The sequence below is a fragment of the Bowmanella dokdonensis genome (genome assembly GCF_017254865.1).
GTDB lineage: Bacteria > Pseudomonadota > Gammaproteobacteria > Enterobacterales > Alteromonadaceae > Bowmanella > Bowmanella dokdonensis.
The window spans coordinates 153,875-173,483 of record NZ_JAFKCV010000001.1 but is presented as its reverse complement, the minus strand read 5'-3'; the positions used below and the strand labels follow the sequence as shown (position 1 = coordinate 173,483).

The 19,609-nt window shown below is 55.1% G+C and carries 17 protein-coding genes; 10 read left to right on the top strand and 7 right to left on the bottom strand.

Features of this window, described 5'->3' with window-relative positions; genetic code table 11:
• Window positions 1-136 precede the first annotated feature (136 nt).
• The 3 genes from J0A66_RS00835 to J0A66_RS00825 all read left to right on the top strand — a co-directional run bounded on the left by J0A66_RS00835 (window position 137) and on the right by J0A66_RS00825 (window position 3,812).
• Window positions 137-1,450 (top strand): DUF2252 family protein, encoded by a 1,314-nt coding sequence (locus J0A66_RS00835; protein ID WP_206571877.1) that lies wholly within the window; start codon window positions 137-139, stop codon window positions 1,448-1,450.
• On the top strand, window positions 1,447-3,315 hold the full coding sequence (locus tag J0A66_RS00830; RefSeq protein WP_206571876.1) for an alkaline phosphatase D family protein: 1,869 nt from the start codon (window positions 1,447-1,449) through the stop codon (window positions 3,313-3,315). The genes J0A66_RS00835 and J0A66_RS00830 overlap by 4 nt, the downstream gene beginning before the upstream one ends.
• A gap of 68 nt (window positions 3,316-3,383) precedes the next feature.
• Entirely contained in the window at window positions 3,384-3,812 is a 429-nt protein-coding gene (locus J0A66_RS00825) for an anthrone oxygenase family protein (protein WP_206571875.1), read from the top strand.
• A 17-nt stretch (window positions 3,813-3,829) separates the two neighbouring features.
• Here the strand turns inward: J0A66_RS00825 and J0A66_RS00820 are convergent, their stop codons facing one another.
• Window positions 3,830-5,191, bottom strand: coding sequence for a pyridoxal phosphate-dependent decarboxylase family protein (locus J0A66_RS00820; RefSeq protein WP_206571874.1), 1,362 nt, complete (start codon window positions 5,189-5,191; stop codon window positions 3,830-3,832).
• Window positions 5,192-5,291: 100 nt separating this feature from the next.
• Here J0A66_RS00820 and J0A66_RS00815 point away from each other — a divergent pair, with 100 nt between their 5' ends.
• Both J0A66_RS00815 and J0A66_RS00810 read left to right on the top strand, forming a co-directional pair.
• Window positions 5,292-6,194 (top strand): LysR substrate-binding domain-containing protein, encoded by a 903-nt coding sequence (locus tag J0A66_RS00815; RefSeq protein ID WP_206571873.1) that lies wholly within the window; start codon window positions 5,292-5,294, stop codon window positions 6,192-6,194.
• 58 nt (window positions 6,195-6,252) lie between these two features.
• Window positions 6,253-6,681: a hypothetical protein gene (locus J0A66_RS00810; RefSeq protein ID WP_206571872.1), complete on the top strand. Its 429-nt coding sequence runs from the start codon at window positions 6,253-6,255 to the stop codon at window positions 6,679-6,681.
• Here the strand turns inward: J0A66_RS00810 and J0A66_RS00805 are convergent.
• The 4 genes from J0A66_RS00805 to J0A66_RS00790 all read right to left on the bottom strand — a co-directional run bounded on the left by J0A66_RS00805 (window position 6,674) and on the right by J0A66_RS00790 (window position 11,188).
• On the bottom strand, window positions 6,674-7,201 hold the full coding sequence (locus J0A66_RS00805; protein WP_206571871.1) for a GNAT family N-acetyltransferase: 528 nt from the start codon (window positions 7,199-7,201) through the stop codon (window positions 6,674-6,676). The two genes, J0A66_RS00810 and J0A66_RS00805, sit on opposite strands and share 8 nt — an antisense overlap.
• A 165-nt stretch (window positions 7,202-7,366) precedes the next feature.
• Complete coding sequence (locus J0A66_RS00800; RefSeq protein WP_206571870.1) at window positions 7,367-7,978, bottom strand: hypothetical protein; 612 nt, start codon at window positions 7,976-7,978, stop codon at window positions 7,367-7,369.
• Between the two features lie 68 nt (window positions 7,979-8,046).
• The gene (locus J0A66_RS00795) at window positions 8,047-9,480 is read right to left on the bottom strand and encodes a YHYH protein (protein ID WP_206571869.1); all 1,434 of its coding nucleotides are present in this window, start codon (window positions 9,478-9,480) and stop codon (window positions 8,047-8,049) included.
• 160 nt (window positions 9,481-9,640) lie between these two features.
• Window positions 9,641-11,188 (bottom strand): sigma-54-dependent transcriptional regulator, encoded by a 1,548-nt coding sequence (locus J0A66_RS00790; protein ID WP_206571868.1) that lies wholly within the window; start codon window positions 11,186-11,188, stop codon window positions 9,641-9,643.
• A 199-nt stretch (window positions 11,189-11,387) separates the two neighbouring features.
• Here J0A66_RS00790 and J0A66_RS00785 point away from each other — a divergent pair, with 199 nt between their 5' ends.
• The 4 genes from J0A66_RS00785 (at window position 11,388) to J0A66_RS00770 (ending at window position 16,676) form a co-directional block, all read left to right on the top strand.
• A complete protein-coding gene (locus tag J0A66_RS00785) occupies window positions 11,388-12,323 on the top strand; it encodes a diguanylate cyclase domain-containing protein (protein WP_206571867.1) in 936 nt (311 codons plus the stop codon).
• Between the two features lie 88 nt (window positions 12,324-12,411).
• Entirely contained in the window at window positions 12,412-14,487 is a 2,076-nt protein-coding gene (locus J0A66_RS00780; protein ID WP_206571866.1) for a TonB-dependent receptor plug domain-containing protein, read from the top strand.
• 46 nt (window positions 14,488-14,533) lie between these two features.
• Window positions 14,534-15,112 (top strand): hypothetical protein, encoded by a 579-nt coding sequence (locus J0A66_RS00775; RefSeq protein ID WP_206571865.1) that lies wholly within the window; start codon window positions 14,534-14,536, stop codon window positions 15,110-15,112.
• Complete coding sequence (locus J0A66_RS00770) at window positions 15,105-16,676, top strand: sensor histidine kinase (RefSeq protein WP_206571864.1); 1,572 nt, start codon at window positions 15,105-15,107, stop codon at window positions 16,674-16,676. Before J0A66_RS00775 ends, J0A66_RS00770 begins: the two co-directional genes overlap by 8 nt.
• Here the strand turns inward: J0A66_RS00770 and J0A66_RS00765 are convergent.
• Both J0A66_RS00765 and gorA read right to left on the bottom strand, forming a co-directional pair.
• Complete coding sequence (locus J0A66_RS00765; RefSeq protein ID WP_241263933.1) at window positions 16,661-17,380, bottom strand: SIMPL domain-containing protein; 720 nt, start codon at window positions 17,378-17,380, stop codon at window positions 16,661-16,663. The genes J0A66_RS00770 and J0A66_RS00765 overlap by 16 nt on opposite strands.
• A 160-nt stretch (window positions 17,381-17,540) precedes the next feature.
• Window positions 17,541-18,890, bottom strand: coding sequence for a glutathione-disulfide reductase (gorA, locus tag J0A66_RS00760; RefSeq protein ID WP_206571863.1), 1,350 nt, complete (start codon window positions 18,888-18,890; stop codon window positions 17,541-17,543).
• 236 nt (window positions 18,891-19,126) lie between these two features.
• Here gorA and J0A66_RS00755 point away from each other — a divergent pair, with 236 nt between their 5' ends.
• Complete coding sequence (locus J0A66_RS00755) at window positions 19,127-19,582, top strand: Hsp20/alpha crystallin family protein (RefSeq protein WP_206571862.1); 456 nt, start codon at window positions 19,127-19,129, stop codon at window positions 19,580-19,582.
• Window positions 19,583-19,609: the final 27 nt, after the last annotated feature.

Below are 19,609 nucleotides of genomic sequence, written 5' to 3'. Positions count from 1 at the left end.
CTCTCAATTCCGGATAAGCGGCCAAGTTAACGGGATTGTGGCCGGCAGGCAAGGTGCTGACAGAGGTTTAACCGCTTTGTCATATTAACCCGGCCGAGTTAAGGTATTGATCAATGTGTTATTTAATCGGATTTTCATGGCAGACAGACGGCAAACCCTGGCAGGGGAACTGAGCCGGGTAGACGGCTCTCTGGGGATCGGCAAACATCATAAAATGGCCCGTAACCCGTTCGTGTTCATGCGCGGGGCCGCCCAGTTGTTCTATGCCGACCTGGCCAGTGGCGAGCTCGTGCTGCCCCCGTCCCTGGCGTCGGTCCCCCTGACCACCATCATGGGCGACTGTCACTTGTCCAACTTCGGATTTCTCACCGAGGAAGGCTCCCACGGCGATCAGATTATCTTCTCACCAAATGATTTCGACGATGCCTGTTTGGGGCTGGCTGGTTGGGATCTGTTGCGTTTCTGCCTGAGCCTGAGTCTGTGCAGCGAGTATTGTCAGGGGGTCAGTCAGGGCCGCTACCAGGCGGATCCCAAGTACCTGAACAGACCCCCTGTTGATGAACGGCAGGCCGAGAAGGCCATGCAGGCATTTCTGGATGCCTACCTGAACATGTGCAAAGCCAGCGTCGATGCGCCCGAGTGCCGGATGCGTGCCATGGCGTTGTTCGAGAAACCCCACCTGCTCGCCAAACAACAGAAGAAAGCGGTGGCCAGGGCTGCCGGCGGCGAAGAGTTTGCCAGTAAGAGCGCTCTGGCCAAGGCTGTGGATATTGACGGCAGCCCCTTGAAGTTCAGAGACAGACCGGACAAGTTCAGACGTCCTGCACCAGACCGGCAGCAGGAAATTTACCGGGTTTTCTCCCCTTATATGGATGACGCCATCCTGGATGTGGTTGAGCGTCTTAATGCAGGTACCGGCTCGGTTAATATGCAACGCTACTACCTGTTGATCGGACCGCCTGATTACCAGGGCAGGGAGGACTTGCCCCTTTGCCATATTGTCGAGATCAAGCAACAGCGACAGGCCGCGCCCTTGCACCATTTTCCTGATCTGAGTCCGGTCAATGGGCTCAATCCGGCTCATCTGACCGTCATCTGTCAGCGTCGCATGCAACGACGCCCCGATCTGGTGCTGGATGAAGTGGAGTGGCGGGGCGCCCACTGGCTGATCCGCTCCCGCCACCATGCCAGGGTAGGCATAGACCCGGAGAGAGTCGGTCTGGGCGACAAGGCCGTTGCCGGCGGCTTCATTGACTATGCCATGGCCTGTGGCCAGGCGCTGGCGTTGGCCCATTGCCGGGGAGACCGGCGTTCGGTGCGCTTCGAGGTATCGATGGCAGAAGCGTTGCCAAGGGTCAGACAGGAACTTTTGAATTCGGTCACCTTCTATGCCCGGCAATGCCTGCAGGATTGCCAGTACTTACACGAGATGCTACAAGGCCAGCCATGACAGACATGCTTCCACTGATTCTGGCCGGCCCGCTGCTGCGCCACACCAACAGCGAGCAACTGACGTTCTGGCTGGTCACGTCGCGCCCCTGTACTTTCAGGCTCCAGGTTTGGAATAGCGGCCAACAGCTTATGGATACATCCCTGGACAAAAACCAACAGCAGGTTCAGGTCGGCCGGCACTGCTTCGTGCAATGGCTGAGTGTCAGACCTGACCAGCCGTTGCCGTTGGACAACTATCTGGAATACGACCTGCTGTGCGGCGACGACCAGCAGTCTGTAGCCGCACTGATCCCCGATCTTTGCTATGAGGGACAGGACAGGCCCGGTTTTATGCTCAAATCCCAGATCGATAACCTGCTGCACGGCTCGTGCAGGAAGCCCCATCATCCCAGTGCCGACGGCCTGCTACAGGTTGACAGGATGCTGGAAGAAAACCGCCGGGATCCGGAGCATTGCCCGGCACTGTTGTTGTTCTCCGGCGATCAGGTCTATGCCGATGATGTGGCCGGCCCCACCCTCTGTGCGATTCATCAGGTCATCGACAGACTGGGGCTGTTCGACGAAGTCTTCGATGGCGCCAATATCGCCGATACCCGTGCCCTGAAGCAAAGCCCTCACTGCTATTACCAGCGCGAGCAGCTGTTGCCTGCCAACAAGGCCAATGAAAAGCTGGTGGAGCGTTTTTTTGTCGGCGCCAGAAAGCCTATTTTCACCTCCTCGGGAGCCCATAACCACCTGATCAGCTTCAGCGAGGTCATGGCCATGTACCTGCTGGTCTGGTCGGATACCTGCTGGCAGGGCATAGACCTGCACAAGTGTCGCTCGGCAGTGCCTGCCCAGAACCAGCAGCAATACGATTGCGAACGCAAGCAGATTGAAGCCTTCACTCAGGGGCTGAGCCGGGTCAGGCGGGCCCTCGCCCATATTCCCAGCTATATGATCTTCGACGACCATGACATCACCGATGACTGGAACCTGACCCGTGGCTGGGAAGAGTCGGCTTATGGCCATCCTTTTTCCAGGCGTATCATCGGCAATGCCCTGATCGGCTACTGGCTGAACCAGGGCTGGGGCAATCAACCGGCTCGTTTTACCGCATTGCAGGAGAAGGCAGCAGCACATTTTTCCGCCGAGGGCCTGCAGGACCATGACCGGCTTATCGATGTGCTGTTGGAATGGCAGGACTGGCATTACCATCTGGATACCCAGCCGAAAATTATTGTCCTGGACACCCGCACCCATCGCTGGCGATCAGAAAGCAGCCCGGGTAAGCCGTCCGGGCTGATGGACTGGGAGTCGCTGACCGAGATGCAACAGGAGCTGATTGGCCAGCCTGCAGTAATTCTGGTCTCACCAGCGCCTGTATTTGGCGTCAAACTGATCGAAGCAGTACAAAAGATCTTTACCTGGTTCGGCAAGGCATTGGTTGTGGATGCGGAGAACTGGATGGCTCACCCCGGCGCGGCCAACGTCATTCTCAATATCTTCCGCCATCACAGGACGCCGCCGCATTTTGTCATCCTCTCCGGTGACGTGCATTACAGTTTCGTATATGACATTACCCTGAGATTTCGTCGTCACAGCCCGCAAATCCTGCAGATTACCGCCAGCGGCATCAAAAACAGCTTCCCGGCCACCTTACTGCGCTGGTTCGATCGCCTCAACCGCCTCCTTTACGGCAGTCGTTCACCCCTCAATGCCTTTACCAAGCGCCGCCGCATGCTGATCAAAAGACGCCAGCCCCAAGGGGAGGAAGGGGTATTGTACAACCAGAGCGGGATTGGTCAGGTGATACTGTCCGAGCATTTCGACCAGATCCGGGCCAGTGTCATCAGCCAGGATAAGACGGTGGAATTCAAATAGGCTGATTTGGGTTGCCTGCCATTGTGATCTAGGCTTGAGGGAGATAACGTCACAGACAAGGAAGCCCCATGCAAGCCCTGCTGCAAATCCTCGCTACCCTAAGCACCGGTCTGTTCTGCGGTGCAGCGGCCTATATCAACCTGGTGGAACACCCGGCTCGCATGGCCTGTGGCACAGAGCTGGCTTATTGTCAGTGGCAACCAAGCTATCGCCGGGCCACCCGTATGCAGGCTTCCCTGGCCCTGGCAGGCACCTTGTTTGGGTTACTCGCCTGGTGGCAGGGCGCCTCCATCGCCTACCTGCTGGGCAGCCTGGCTCTTTTTGCTGTGGTGCCCTTCACGTTTATCGTCATCATGCCAGTCAATAAAGCGTTGCAACAGGCAGATGTGCAAACCGAACGTACCCGGGTCACCTCCTTGCTGGCTCGCTGGGACAGGCTGCACGCCTTTCGTACCCTGTTCAGTCTGCTGGCCTTTCTGATCCTGATTGCCGGTTGATTCCAGGGTTCTTGCGGTCAGGATGATGAATGGTCCTGTCTGAGACGGGCCAGCAAGGCCACCAGCATGTCGGCGTGTCTGGATTCGGTGCGCCAAGAGGATACCGATATCCGAAATGCAGGACGTCCCTCCCACACTGAGGGCCCGAACCAGGTTCTGCCTGAATCCTGTGCAGCCTGCAGGATGGCCAGGGTTTCCTCATCCGTGTCGGCCCGGACCAGCACCTGATTCAGCACTACCTGATTCAATACCCGGTACCCTGCTGCAGACAAGCCCTCTGCAATCCGCCTTGCCAGGGCACAATGTCGTTCAACCATCTCAGCCACACCTTGTTTACCCAGGCCTTTCAGGGCGGCCCAGATTGGAATCCCGCGGGCCCGGCGGGAAAACTCCAGGCCCAGGTTCTTCTGAGCCGTGGGTTCCGCTCTGGCGTAATCGGCGTCGCTGTTCATGGCTCTTGATAACGCATCGGCATGGCGACAAATCACCATCGCGCCATCGTAGGGCGTGTTTAGCCATTTGTGAGCGTCCACCGTCCAACTGTCTGCCTGGTCGATCCCTTCGGTCAGGTCTCTGTGCAAACCGGAGGCTCTGGCCCATAAACCAAAAGCGCCATCCACATGAGTCCAGGCCCCGGCAGCTCGCGCTTTTGGCAACAGAAAGGCAAAGGGATCGAATCCTCCCGTGTTGACTTCCCCGGCCTGGAGGCATAACAGCGTCCGTTCATCCAGATCCGGAAAGTTATCCAGCTTTAGCCGGCCCTGCTCGTCGCAGGGAACTGTGATGATATTGTCCTGGCCGAACCCCAAAACCCGGAATACCTTGCGAAGGGTAATATGGATATTCTGCGGGCAGACAATCCGGATGGGGGGTGCACCTGACAGCCCATGTCTCGTTAAATCCCACCCCAGATGCTGGAGCAGCACCTCTCGTGCCGTCGACAGGGCCGTGAGGGCACAGGCGGTAGCGCTGGTACCGAAGCCCACGGCGCTGTTTCTGGGCAGATCCAGTATCTCCAGCAACCAGCGGGCGGCAACCTTTTCGATTCTGTCTGCCACAGGGGAATTGGCAAAGCTCGACGCACACTGATCCCAGGCCAGGGCAATGCGCTCGGCCGCTCCCGCCACCGGCAGACTGGAACCAATGACAAAACCAAAATAGTTGGCACCGGTGGATGCAACCGTAGCCGGCCCGCCCAGTTCGGAGAGTTGTTTTAATACCTCGATGGCATCTTGCCCCTCGTCGGGGAGCGGCTCGTCAAATCCTGACAGGGCCAGCAAAGCCTGCTCATCTGGAAATACGCGGCGGCCTTCCAGTGAGCGCAAATAGGCGGTAGCCTGTCGCTCGGCAAAGGCCAATACTTCAAATTCATCCGTCATGTCGCTGTCTGCAATCTGTTGTCACCTGACATCATGCTAGGATAGATAAAGATCAGGTAAAAACGACATTTAACCACCCTTATCATGAGTAAAACTCACAATGAAGCGGCTCCCCTCCCTGCAGACACTCCAGGCATTTGAAGCCTCCGTCCGCCATGGCAGCTTTACCGGGGCGGCAGACGAACTTCATCTGACCCAGGGTGCAATCAGCCGACATATCCAAAAGCTGGAAAATTGGCTGGGGGAGCCCCTGTTCGAGCGGCTGGGCCCCAGGATTCGCGCCACCACAGCGGCAGAGAGGTTAAAACAGAGTCTGAAAGAACCGTTGCAGGGTTTGTATCAGGCGCTGAAGTCACCGTCACAACTGCCTTCTAAGGATTCACTCTATCTTTCGACATTGGTATCCATCGCACAAACCTGGATCCTTCCTCATCTGAGTGACTTCAAAGGTCGTTTTCCACACATCGACCTGACCATTGCCACCGACTATCAGCTGATCAGTATTCCCCCGGCCAGCAAGATAGTGGCGCTGCGCTTTGGAAATTTCGATCATAAAGGGCTTTTCTGTGAGGAACTTTTACAGGAAGAAATGGTAGCCGTCGCCAGTGCTTCATGGCTTGAACGCTATGGACAGGATCCGGTCAGCTGGCCTGCCGGTGAACTGCTGATCCACCATGCCTCTCCCTGGCCGACCTCGCTCAAGACGGGTTCCGGACTCCTGCGGCTGCCTGTGGCCAAGGGAGTGCGCTTTAATGACGCCTATCTGTGTCTGCAAGCCGCCCAGCAAGGGCTGGGCATAGCCTGGGCCCGCTATCAGATGGCCAGACCGGCACTGGACAACGGCGACCTCAGGCTAGTGGGGTCACTTCGCCAGAAGAGCAACCGTTCCTACTGGTTGGCTTGTCGTGAAGAATTGCAAAATGATCTGGCCATAGGCTTATTCAGGCAGTGGCTGCGCGAAGTCATGCAGGCGAATACCAATCGGATTAACACGTTTTCTTGACAGATCCCCGTTGCTGGGCAACAAGTACTCAGGCTAACAACAATAAGAGGAAAACCTTATGTCTGCCACACCCATGCCTAAAGGAGTCAAAGTCTTTGCCTGGATTATGCTGGTCTGGAACCTGCTTGGTGTTGCCGCATTTTTCATGCATGTGACCCTCTCCCCCGACGCCCTGGCTCAACTGCCGGCTGAACAGCAAGTGCTGTATGAGAACATTCCTGTTTGGTCCACCCTGGCATTTGCCGTAGCCGTGTGCTGCGCGCTGGCGGCCAATATTCTGCTGTTGATGCGAAATGCCCTGGCCTTGCCGCTTTTTGTGCTGTCGCTATTGGGAATTCTGGTGCAGCAGTATTACAACTTCATGGTTGTCGACAGCCTGGGTGTGATGGGTCCGAGCTCGCTGGTGATGCCGGCCCTGATTATGATCTTTGCCCTGGCTCTGATTATCGTCAGTCACCGGGGAAAGCAGCAAAGCTGGCTTAGCTAGCAGCATGCATGGGGCAGTCACGACGGTATAGTGACAAAGAGTCTTCCCCCTCGGCAAACTGATAGGGGCCGGCGTAGTAAAAGCCGGCTTTTTCCAGCAAGCGGATAGACGGCTGGTTGTCGGGAACACAGAAGGCCATCAGGGTTTCCAGCCCCTGCTCATCCGCATTGGCCAGTACTGCATCAGCCGCTTCGCGCGCATAGCCGGCTCCCCGTCCAACGGGCAGAAAGGCGAACCCCAGATCAGGATGGGGAAGATTATCCCGCTTAAGCAGGCCACACAGGCCGATGGGCTGGTCGTTTTCCTTCAATGACACCCTCAACAGGCAATAGCCTTTATTCCGATACATGGCCCTGGGTCCTTCGTCGATATAGCGCCTGGCATCTTCCAGGTTATGGACGCCGCGATCACCGATATATTTAAGCCAGTCAGGATCGGTAAGCAGCTCCAGGATAAAAGAAGCATCCTGCTCTTCGAGCACGCGCAGGGATAATCTGTCAGTCTGGATAGACAAAGCCACGGGTTATCATCCAATAAAGGTACTAATAGCCCAGGTTAGCAGAGTCACTCCAGTTGCAGAACCTGGAAGGCGTCTGGCTGCTGGTTTTTCACGTTTACCACAGTGTCTGACCTCTTGGCGGTCGTCTGATTGTCATAAGCAGACTATCCGGCAAGAGACCCCGGTTTAGCAAACGGCTGAAATACTGCTGGCTTTTCGTTTGCTATAAAGATGAAAGCGTACCTGCGCGGGCTTGACGATCTGCCAGAGCCGTTTGTCTATCCGCTGACAGAGGGCCTGCTTAATGTAATTCTCCTGGTATCTGCTCTCCAACTTCAGTGGGCCGGGCATCTGCACATAGAAATGAATCATGTTTGCCGTCGGTCTCGCCCCTTTAAAACGCCAGTCCCCCGGCAGAAAGACGCCTCGAATCAGTCGTTCGGCTTCCCGCAACTGACTCTCGCTGATACTCAAAGCTACCTGGGCCTCTGCCGGAGGCTGTTCAGGCGACTCGACGCCACTGCTGGCAGACCAGTTGTGCCAGCTCCCCAGCAGAAGGATGGCCAAGCTAAAACCCAGCAGAATCAACCCCGCCTTTGGTGGTGTCCGCTCTTTTCTGCGCCTGCTGGGCCCTTTGCTGTTGGCAGATGCATACTTATCCCGGCTTTGCCGGAGTAATTCGCGGCGTTCTTCCCTGATATTATTCAGTAAGTCAGAGACAGTCAGTGGTTCATAGGTGCAACGAGGGCGGCTTGGTTTTCGGCTGGTCTGATTGCCAGATTTTTCAGTCACGGACATATTGTGGTTATCTTTTATTCTTATGGTGAATTCTTGCGTTTCCGGTACTCCCCAATAGGGAATACCCTTTAGTGTGAGTGCGGCCTGCTGAACTGGTGCAGTTGGCTATGGTCATGAAGAAGATTCTTTAATGCGGGACCTGTCTTATGGAAAGATTCGTCAGGTGTGCCGCTGAAACACCCCAGAATCCAGGGGTAACCTCCGGTCAGGTAGTAGCCGTATTGCCCCTCCACAGTCATACCATTGCATTGATCCAGATCCCCTTTGCCGACCTGATACTCATAGTCACCACGAAACTGGCCATCATAATTGTCGCTGGCAATCAGCCCCACGCCGGCTCCGGGGGTGCTATAGCCACTTACAGGCTGGCGGAGACCACCACTGTCCTTCAGGACATAGCTTGAACGGGCCGCCCGGATGGTACCGCCATCGTTAAAGCAGGGGCCATAGACAGGAAAACCGTCTGCGGCAAATCCGATGACAGGCGATTCGTTAGCGTTGGCTTCACAATCCAGGTCGAACAGGGCACGGGGATCGCCATGATAGTGGTAGGTACCGTCTGGCTGCGGGTGGGCATTGTGGCTGTCTGTACCAAAGGTATTCAACGACGACATGGGATCATAGCGCCAGGGATTATCTATCTGATCCTGGCCGCACCCGATCTTTTCCTGACCGGGAGTCTCATTGCCAATGTCGTAACAAGCCGCCGCCAGCAAATCGGCCGATACCCCGTTGAGAAAAATCACATTGGTGGTATCCAGAGACAGGGCAGTGCCGCTTCCTGCTCTGGCAGGTGAAACAGGTACAAGGTAAACCCCTTGTTGGACACTGACGGCATGGGCAAAATCAGCCGATTCATCGTTGAAGTCGTGGTTGGGGATCGCATTGACGGTAAATACACAATGAGCGCCGGCCAGGCTGATCGCCACTTCCCCCTTGAATATCTCAGTCCTTTGAATATCCATCACATTGGAAAAGTAAGTGCCAACATAGTCAGCGCAATTGCCACTGCGACTGACAAACTGAATATCGGTGATATCAACATCAAAAAGGGATGCGCTCACCTGCACATTGTCCTGTGTACTGTCCAGTTCACCATCATTTACCACCAAAGAAATCTGGTACTCGCCAGCCAGGTCCGCAGTGAATACCGGAGAAACTGAAGTTTGATTGCTAAGTCGGGCCTCGCTTCCTGGTGGCACCGCATCCAGCACCCAGTTAAAACTCAGACTGTCACCGTCTGCATCCATGCTGCCACTGCCATCCAGCATTACCTGCTGCCCAACAGAGACAGATATATCAATCCCTGCATCCGCCGCCGGGGCATTGTTTGGCGTTGGCGTTGGCGTTGGCGTTGGCGTTGGCGTTGGCGTTGGCGTTGGCGTTGGCGTTGGCAGAGTATCCTGTGAGGAATTACCTCCTCCACAAGCACCCAGAGCAGAAGCAATCAGCAGGGTGAGGGCGGCGGCCCCTGGCGGCGATGTCCGGATCTTAGCAAGCATGGCATTTTACTCCTTCAGCAATAAATCGGGCTTCGGATGTCGAGACACCCGGCCGCTGAGCTGTCAGAGCAAGAACAAGGCCAAAGTTTTTTTACTTTATTTTCAATAGCATACTACTATGTGAGGATGGTTTTCTTATAGCGCTTATAGAATGCAGGTCTCAGGAAGGCATATAGAAAGCCCAGCGCCGCTGGCCCTGCTTAATCAGTTTTCCCTCCTTGTGCAGCTTTTTCAGCAAGTAGGAAGCCCGTCCATGATCCACCTTTAACAGGGCCTGGGCCCTGTTATTATTCACCTTGCCCTGTGTGCGGGCATATTCCATCAGCATCTGTTCCTGGTTTTCGGTACTTATAGCCGGTGGTGGTGATTCCTCTGCAGGCGCGACAGCGGCCGGATGGTCCGATTGCATCACTCCGCTAGGAGGCTCAAGAAAATGCAGATGCCGCACCCCTATTGCCTGGCCACGGCTGGCAATCAGGGCGTATTCGATCAGATTTTTCAGTTCCCGCACATTACCTGGATAATGGTACTGACGCAGTGCCAGCATTGCCTCACGACTCAGAGTCACCCGCTCTCTGCCCATTTGCTGGCCCAGCAATGTCAGGAAATGCTCAACCAACAAAGGAATATCTGTCAGTCTTTCCCTTAAAGGAGGGAGCTGTATCTGATAACCCGCCAGACGGAAAAACAGATCCTGACGAAAAGTCTGATCGCGGATCTTGTTACGAAGATTGGCATTGGTGGCTGCCACCACTCTGACATTGACAAGCCTGCCCTTACGCCCGCCTATAGGGGTGACCAGGCCGTCTTCCAGCACTCTGAGGAGTTTGGTCTGCAGTGCCAGCGGCATGTCTCCTATCTCATCGAGAAACAAGGTGCCACCGTCGGCCTGCACGAAATAGCCACTGCGATCACCGCTGGCACCCGTGAAGGCCCCTCTCACGTGGCCAAAAAACTCGGCATCAGCCAGTTCCGCAGGGATAGCCGAGCAATTGACCGCCACAAAAGGCTTCTCCTTGCGCCTGCTGCCGTAATGAATGGCCCGGGAGATCAGCTCCTTGCCGGTGCCACTTTCCCCCAGTACCAACACGTTGGTGTCGGGGGCCTGTTGCAGACTGCGTACCTCCTCCAGTAAACGGGTAATTACGGGGCTGCGTCCGATAAAGGCATCGATCCCCCAGTGCTCCGCTTCCTGGCGGGTCAGGGTGGACAGGCGTTCATCAGCCAGTTGCAGTTCATTCTCTGCCCGCTGGCGCTTGTCCATCTGCTCCTGCAGTTCCAGATTCAACTGTTCCAGTTGCAGGTTTTTCAGTCTCAGCTCCTGCCGTTGCCTGTGGATGGTCAGATGCGCCTGGATCCGGGCAAATACTTCTTGGCGCTGAAAGGGCTTGCTGATGAAATCCACCGCCCCTGCCTCGAATCCTTTTACCTTGCTGTCGGTATCGTTCAGGGCACTCATAAAAATGATCGGGCAGTCACTGGTCTGCTGCATCTGCCTGAGTCGCCGGCAAACCTGGTAGCCGTCCATACCGGGCATCATCACATCCAGCAACACCAGATCCGGGGTATGTTCCAGTGCCAGTTCCAACCCCTGCTCGCCATCGGTAGCGACCATCAGCTCCAACCCGTAGTCGGACAGATAATTAACCAGTACATCCAGGTTGTCCGGTTTGTCGTCAACCAGCAAAACCAGGGGAGTCGCAGACATAGTGTCCTCTTTAGCTTAGGAATATAGGCTCTATAAGAATCTATAAGTAAAAATAGCATTCTATAAGAACTCTATCTCATATCAATTTTATTCCTAATACTAACCTACTGATCTTCTGTGTATTATTGGACTTGGCCGTGCTATTGCATTGGCATAGTGTGTTCAACGGCCCGACGATTTGCATTCTTTGAGAGTTTTGATGACCCAGACCAATGAATTGAAGCAGCCCACGGTTCTGGTGGTGGATGATACCCCCGCCAACATAGACGTACTGGTGGCACATCTGACCCAGGAAAACTTAGAACTGATAGTTGCCCTGTCCGGAGAGGAGGGATTGAGCCTCGCTCAGCAGCACAAGCCGGACCTTATCCTGCTGGATATCATGATGCCCGGCATGGATGGCTATGAGGTCTGCCGCCGGCTAAAACAGGATGCCGCCACCACAGATATTCCCATCGTGTTTCTCAGTGCACGGGACAGTGAATTAGACATGGAGAAGGGACTGAGTTACGGCGCCATCGATTACATCAGTAAACCTTTTTCTATTCCGGTTCTGAAGGCCAGGTTACGCAACCATCTGGCCCTGAAGCAAAAAGGTGACAGATTGGCGGAATTGGCCGGTACAGACGAACTGACCTCTCTGGTCAACCGCCGTCATTTCAATCAGGTGTTCCGGCAGGAATGGATGAGAGCCATACGCAATCAGTCTGAATTGTCACTGTTGATGATCGATGTGGACTATTTCAAAGCCTATAACGACAGTCTCGGCCATGCAGAAGGAGACAATTGCCTGAAAAAGATTGCTCAGGCATTGTTGCAGGGCCTGCGCGATCCGGCCGATATCGTGGCCCGCTTCGGTGGTGAGGAGTTTGTGGTGCTACTGCCCGATACGGACAGCGCGGGAGCCGCCCGGGTGGCAGAACGGTTACGAACGCTGGTGCAAAACCTTAAACTCCCTCATCCGGGGTCCGCTAACGGGGGGTTAGTCAGCATCAGCCTGGGTGGGGCCACTTGTATTCCGAATCATCACCTGACCGAGCTGGGGCTGCTGCAACAGGCAGACACACAACTCTATAAAGCCAAGGAGGGTGGCCGAAACCGGGTTTGTCTTGAAATGGCAGCCAAATCCCAATAAATCGGCGCGGCAAGCGGGCAAACACCTTTGTCCGCTCCAGAGACAGTCTTTACCCTTAAACACCAACCATTGTTGTAACGAGATCCCGATGAAAACTGAGATAGGCAGCTCTAAAAAATCCCGGTTGTTGATCCTCCTTCTGTTGGCCTGTCACTTCTGTCATCCATTGATGGCAGAAGAAATGGCCGAGCTGGAGGAGATGGCGCAGTTTATGGCCATGCTGGAAGAGGAAACCGAACTCGCCACCCACAGCAAAATGAACGCCGACTATGTGCCGGGTATGGTCAGTGTGTTGCATGGCGACGATCTGACTGAAAGAGGGGTACAAAACGTCGCCGCCGCCCTGAACCAGATCGCCGGTTTTTATTCTATCGTCAATAACAGCGGCGACATTGTCAATATCGTCAGGGGGGTAGGGGCCAGTGTCAACGGCAGCAATCTTAAAATACTGGTCGACGGGGTGGCCGTAAACCGTCCGGTGGATGCCTCTGCGGACTGGGTAATGCGCTTGCCCATCACGCAGGTTGAGCGTATCGAGGTGGTGCGGGGCCCCGGATCCGCCCTGTACGGCGAGTTCGCCTTTTCAGGCGTGGTAAACGTTATCACCCGTCGCCAGAACAGCCTATTGGTCAAAGCTGGCGATCAGGACTATCGCCAGTCTGATCTGCTGCTTAATCATAATTGGGAAAGCGGCCTCTCGGCGTCTTTGAACCTGTCCGCCTGGGATCAAAACGACAGCGGCAGAAAGACCAACCCGGACAATTTTGCCCAAAGTGGTCATGGTCATTCACCGGGCAATATCTATGACAGGGAGAAAGGCCGGCTGCTGTTGGCGCAGGGCGAATACCAGGGCTACCAGCTCATCCTGCAATATGCAGAACTGGAACGGGGCGGATGGTACGGGCGCAATGCTGCCATGCCATTTTCACTTGAACCCGGCTTGGAAACCGCTCAAGGCATCGAACTGAATAAGCGCTGGTCTGTTGGCCGGGGCTTCGAACTCGGCATGAATATCAGCAGCCTGCAAACCCGGCTGGATCATGCCACCTTCCTGCCCATTCCAGCCGGAATAACAGGACCAGGAGGGCGACCGATTCTGGAAGACCGATATGTCCGCGAAGGCAGTGAAGACTCTACCCAAAAGCTCGGGTTGGATTTGCATTGGCAGGCCTCGACCCACCATCATTTGTATGCCCAGCTCGCCTACGGCGTCAATCAGGTGGACAGTTCTTTCCTGAATACTTACGTCCCGGGTCAACCTGTCATATCAGGGCCAGAAGAACGGGTGCTTGTGATGGCAGGGGTGAAGCGACGGCTGACCAGCCTGACGATTCAGGATCAGTGGCAGGCCAGCGACCGGCTGGAAATCACCTTTGGCGCACGGCATGACCATTACGACGACTGGGGGCGCCGAACCACCCCACGCCTGGCTGCAGTATGGCGCCTGAGCGACAATCATATCCTCAAGGCACAATATGCAGAGGCCTTCCGGCCACCCACCCTGAAGGAAACTTATCCCGGCAGCCAATCCATCGTTGCCAGACCAGGCAGCGACCTCGTCGAGGAAGAGCTGACATCCAGTGAACTGGCCTACATCTATCGCGCGCCTGGACTCAGTTTCCGTTCCACCCTGTTTCACACCAAAGTGTCCGATCTGATTGAGTATTTCCAGAGGCCAGGGCAGCGGCCCCTGTGGCGCAACCACGGCGAGCTGGACACCCAGGGCCTGGAACTGGAGTGGCAGCAGGACATCAACCGCAACTGGCAATGGCTTGCCAATCTGTCTTATGTGGACGCCGAGGACCGCCTGGAGCAAGGAGAAGGCGAGCTGCTGGGCGCTGTCAACTGGCTGGGTAACCTCGGCATTACCTGGCGTTCCGATGCCTACGCAACGCACCAGTTATGGCTGCGGCATGTGGGGCAGCAGGAAGGGTGGGATATCACGCTTCGCACACCGGTCACCAGGGAGTTCGATGCCCATACCACTTTGGATTACAGCCTGACCATGGATAAATTGTTTAACCAGGACGGACTGAGCCTTACCGCCAGTATCAACAACCTGACCAACAAGGAGTACGACATTGTCCCCAATCCATTGCAGTATCCCCAGGGCCTGCCATTTGGAGGGCGCAGGGCTTATGTGCAATTGCAGTATCAATTCTGACAGGGAATGGGCCGGACGCTGAAAGCGCAGGGGGCCCCCAACCAATATGATTAGCCGCAGATACTGCATCGCCCTGTTAACGGTCCTAGCTGTTCTGTTAGTGCCCCTGCGCGTGCAAGGACTTTATCTGGCTGACGGCTATGGGGAGCATCGGGCCCATGTGGGCCTGAAACTATTCCGCACCCTGATAAGTTCAGACCTGGGCCTGCAGGACAAACTGAACGAACAGCAGGACCTGGTGCTCTACCTGACTTATGCGAGTTCCGATGAGGATGCGCAACTCTACCTCCAGGTGCTGCAGGATAGCTTCAATCTGCCGCAATCCCTCAACGCCAGAATCGAAATCATACCCTTGCAGGAGCTGCTGGCTTTGCCCGCAAGACAGATAGGGGGCGTCTTTATCACCCAGCAGCTCAATGAGGATGAGTTAAGCGCACTGGTCGAAAAGAGTATCGCCCAGTCCTTTGTCCTGTTTTCTCCCTTTGAAGGCGATGTGGAGCAGGGGGTGCTTGGTGGTTTGTCCGTACAGGCGACGGTCCGCCCTTACATCAATATGCACAGCCTGAAAAAGAGCGGTTTGCAGATTAAGTCCTTTTACCTGAAGGTAGCCCTGAAATATGAATAGCAGGCAGCTCAGGCGTTGGCTCAAGGGCCATAGTCATCTTACTCAGCATCTGCTCATTGCGGTGATCTTCCTGTCCCTGCTGGCGGTGTTCCTGTGGTCGCTGGACAGATACTGGCAAAACACCCTGCAACCCAGGCTGTACCTGGCCGCCAAGACCCAGGCCAGCATCCTGGCGCAATCCCAGGGTACAGTGCTGCTGGGCACTTTGGAGCACAGCAGCGCCCTGTCAGAAGAGCTGATGAGCACCATCCGTCAACTGCTGATCGTGGAAGACCCGGCTATTGGAGGGCCCTACATTCGCCATTTCAGCCTGGAACTGAACTACGACACAGTCAAGGCGCCTGCGGGCAGCCTGGATTACCGGACAGAGGGAGAGGCCTGTGTTTCCTGTTTCCGGGTGGATATTCCCCTGATTAACCATTTGGGTGAATTGCTTGGGATGGCGGTGTTCGACATCAGCGATGCCTATTTTCAGAGTCTCAGCACAGAAATGAAGTCCAAGCTGTACGCCGAATCCAGCATCGCCCTGATCTTGTTGGTGGCAGTCTGGCTGACTTTGGCGATCATGTTCCAACGGCTGAACTCGGCAAAGATGCTGATAGAAGCCTCGGACCAGGCCAAGACGCGCTTTATGGCCAACGTGACACACGAGCTGCGTACCCCACTGAACGCCATACTGGGTTACACCCAGTTGTACAGACAGAACAAGGAACTCATGGACCGGCATGGTCATGGCATAGAGACCATAGACAAAAGCGCCGAACACCTGCTGCTGATGATTAACGATATACTCGAGTTTTCGCGCGCAGATGGAGACAATCTCATCCTGCATGAACAGGAGGTCAACCTGCCCCTGTTTCTGCATACCCTGGTGGATATGAGCCGCATCAGTGCCGAGATCAAAAACCTGGAATTCAGCCATCACTTTTCCAGTGACCTGCCAAAAGTGGTACTGGCAGATGAAAAACGTCTGCGTCAGGTGTTGCTCAATCTGCTCAACAATGCAGTCAAGTTCACCCAGGCCGGTCAGATTGTCTTCTGTGTGGACCTGATCAGAAAATCCAGGACAAATCTGCACAAAATACGCTTCAGTGTCCAAGACACAGGTATAGGCATTGCCAAAGAACAACTCAGGAATATATTCATTCCTTTCCAGCAATTGGACAACGCTATCACCCGGGCCGAAGGCTCTGGATTGGGCCTGACGATCAGCCAGCGGCTGGTGAAATTAATGGGTTCGGATCTGCAGGTGCGCAGTAGGGTGCAACAAGGCAGTGAGTTCTGGTTTGAGCTGGAATTGGCCGTTGTCGATTCTGTGCACCACATTGAAGAAACACCGGCAACTGAGCCGTCGCCAACGCCCCTGATATGGCCACCAGTGGACACCCTCGCGCGCCTGGAAGAACTGGCCAGACAGCACAATGTATTGGGCGTGCGGTCACTGATGAAGGACCTCGAACAACAGGGCGAGTATCAGGGGTTTGTCGACAAGGTCCAGCACTTTGTACGCCAGTACAGATTCAAGCAACTGGTCATCTGGCTCAACAATCAATCAGCCAGATAGTATTCAATGGTGGAAACCACCCGCACGTTTTTTATGTGGGGGTTGTTCTTATCCCGGTCGGAAATACTGAACTGCCCCTGGGAAGCCTGGCGTATCTTGCCTACTTCACTGTTGGAGTCCCGGGCGAATTTCTCTGCCACGGCCCGGGCATTGATCGTCGCTTCCTCTATCATGGCCGGCTTGATTTGATTAAGACCGTTGAACTGGTACTCGGTCATATGCTCGTACTGATTGCCACCAAATACCAAGCCCTGCTTGCCCAATTCCACCAGGTCCTGCATGGCCGAGCGCACTGTGTCTATTTCCCCTGAGTACACTGTGACTACCTGGGTGGCCGTATAACGAAACTCGGCCCGCTCGCCGCCTCCCCACTGCTGGGCAGACTTGTCTGTGACCGAAGGTGCGCCGAAGCTGATTTCCTGTTCGCTTATGCCCTTGAGGGTAAGATAGGCACGAACCTTTTCCACGCCTTTTTCCATATCCAGATAGAGTTGTTCCAGATCGTTGCCGGCCTGGGTAAAAGCGATGGGCCAGATCACCACATCCGCCATCACCTCTCTTTCGGACAGGCCCTTGACGGTGACGGTACGCTCGTATTCCTTAACCCGGATAGCGGCATTGCCGAGCAGATAACCCAGCAGGGTCAGGCCTAGAAACACGCCGATGGCGAGCAGGTTGTTATTGCTGTTAATCATTTTTTGCATGGCAGATCCCCTATCGCTCAGACTTTACATCCTAATCTAGAAGTGGATTCTGGCAGAAATCCGGCAGGAAAAAGATAAAAGTTGTATCTGATACCACGCGAAACGGCTGAACTGAGGACGATCAGCCTGGGGCCGGTTATCCTCGAGGTGTTTCTTGGGCCTATCTCATGGTGACAAATTCCTCGGCGGAGGTGGGATGTATGGCTACACAAGCATCGAAGTCCGCCTTGGTGGCGCCCATTTTGATGGCCACACCAAAGCCCTGCAGGATTTCGTCCATGCCATGGCCGATGCCGTGTAAACCCACCACCGTTTCCTGTGGACCGGCGCAAATCAGCTTCATGCGGGTGACCTGACGATGACGGGTCAGGGCCGTGTACATGGCTGCGAAGCTGGAATGGTAAACTTTGACATTGGTCTGACCAAACTTCTCAATGGCCTGCGGCTCAGTCAGACCTATGGTGCCGATGGGCGGATGACTGAAGATCACCGTGGGTACGGTTTCATAGTCCATATGTGCCTGGGATTGATTATTGAACAACCGTTCAGACAACAGTCTGCCCGCTTTTACCGCCACCGGGGTGAGTTCCAGCTGGCCGGTATTGTCACCCACTGCATAGATACCCGGCACATTGGTGTTCTGGAATTTGTCCACCTTGATATAGCCGTTGTCATCCAGCGCCACGCCGGCCTTATCCAGGCCCAAATCATTATTGGCCGGTTCGCGGCCGATAGCCCAGATCAGGCAGTCCATCCGTAGGCTGCCACCGCTGCTGAAATGGGCCTCCAGGCTGCCATCCTTCAGCTTGTCCACCCTGACCACTTCCGAGTAAGTGTGCAGCCGGGGACCTTCCCCGTCCATCAACTCCATCAGGGTATCGCTGAGTACAGGATCAAAGCCGCGCAGCACCTTGTCGTAGCGCACCGCCAGGTGGGTGTCGCTGCCAAGGGCATGCATCACCCCGGCCAGTTCCACAGCGATATAACCGGCGCCTACCACCAGCACCCGTTTGGGCTGTTCTTTCAGCGCGAAGAAACCATCCGAATCGATGCCGTATTCGGCGCCAGGCACATCCGGCCAGACAGGTCGCCCGCCGGTGGCCACCAGGATATGTTTGGCCCGATACTGTCGTCCCTCTACCTCTACCGTATTGGCATCCACAAAACGGGCAAACCCCTGGATCCGGTGGATATCGTTGTTACCCAACACCCTGTCATAGGAGCCGTGTATGCGCTGGATATAGGCCTCGCGGCTGTCTACCAGGGTCTGCCAGTCGAATTTGTTCACTGACAGATCGAAGCCATAATCCGGGGCATAGAGTTTGACGGCTTCTGCCACCTGGGCGCCGAACCACATGGCCTTTTTCGGTACGCAGCCCACATTGACGCAGGTGCCACCAATGGCTTTGGCTTCCACCAGCGCCACCTTGGCGCCGTGGCTGGCTGCCCGATTGGCCGAGGCAATCCCGCCGCTGCCGCCGCCGATACATAGATAATCGAATTCTGTCATGGGTGGTTTCCAATTCCTGTTTGGCGAGATTGTGCCATGCCTTACTCTGAGGCTTAAGGGCAAAGTCTACCAGACAGGTCAAATACCCGTTTTCTTTCCCTGCCCCTGTTTTTTGGGCTCTCTTGATCCAGCGCAAATTTTAACCGACCGACCTATTGAAAGCGGTTCGCATTGCTCCTAGATTTTATTTGCAGTCAACAATGCATATGTAATCAAGTTCTTTCCAGGAGGTCATTATGAGTTTATTTCCCAGTCTCTTCGGCCACCAGAAGCCACAAGCCGTTACTTCCCTTCGCAGCCGTCTGGATAATGTGTTCGACGACTTTTTCCGGGATTGGCCGGAAACCAGTAATCGCTGGATGCGTCCGGCGGTGGATATGGCCGAAACCAAAGAAGGGTTGGAGATTAAAATTGATCTGCCCGATATGGATCGCAAGGATATCCAGTTGGAGCTGCACGGCGATCAACTGCTGGTTCAGGGGGAAAAGGAATTTAAGAAAGAGGATACACAGGATAAGGGCTATCATCTGCTGGAACGCAGTTATGGCTCATTCAGGCGGGTAATCCAGTTGCCCTTCAGCCTGGCAGACAACACCGAAGTACGGGCCAGCTATGATAAGGGCGTGCTGAGCGTGATGCTCCCCAAACCAGCCGAGGCCCAGCAGTCCACCAAACGGATAGAAATTAAGTAAGTCCCCCTATAGGCGCCTTTTCGGCGC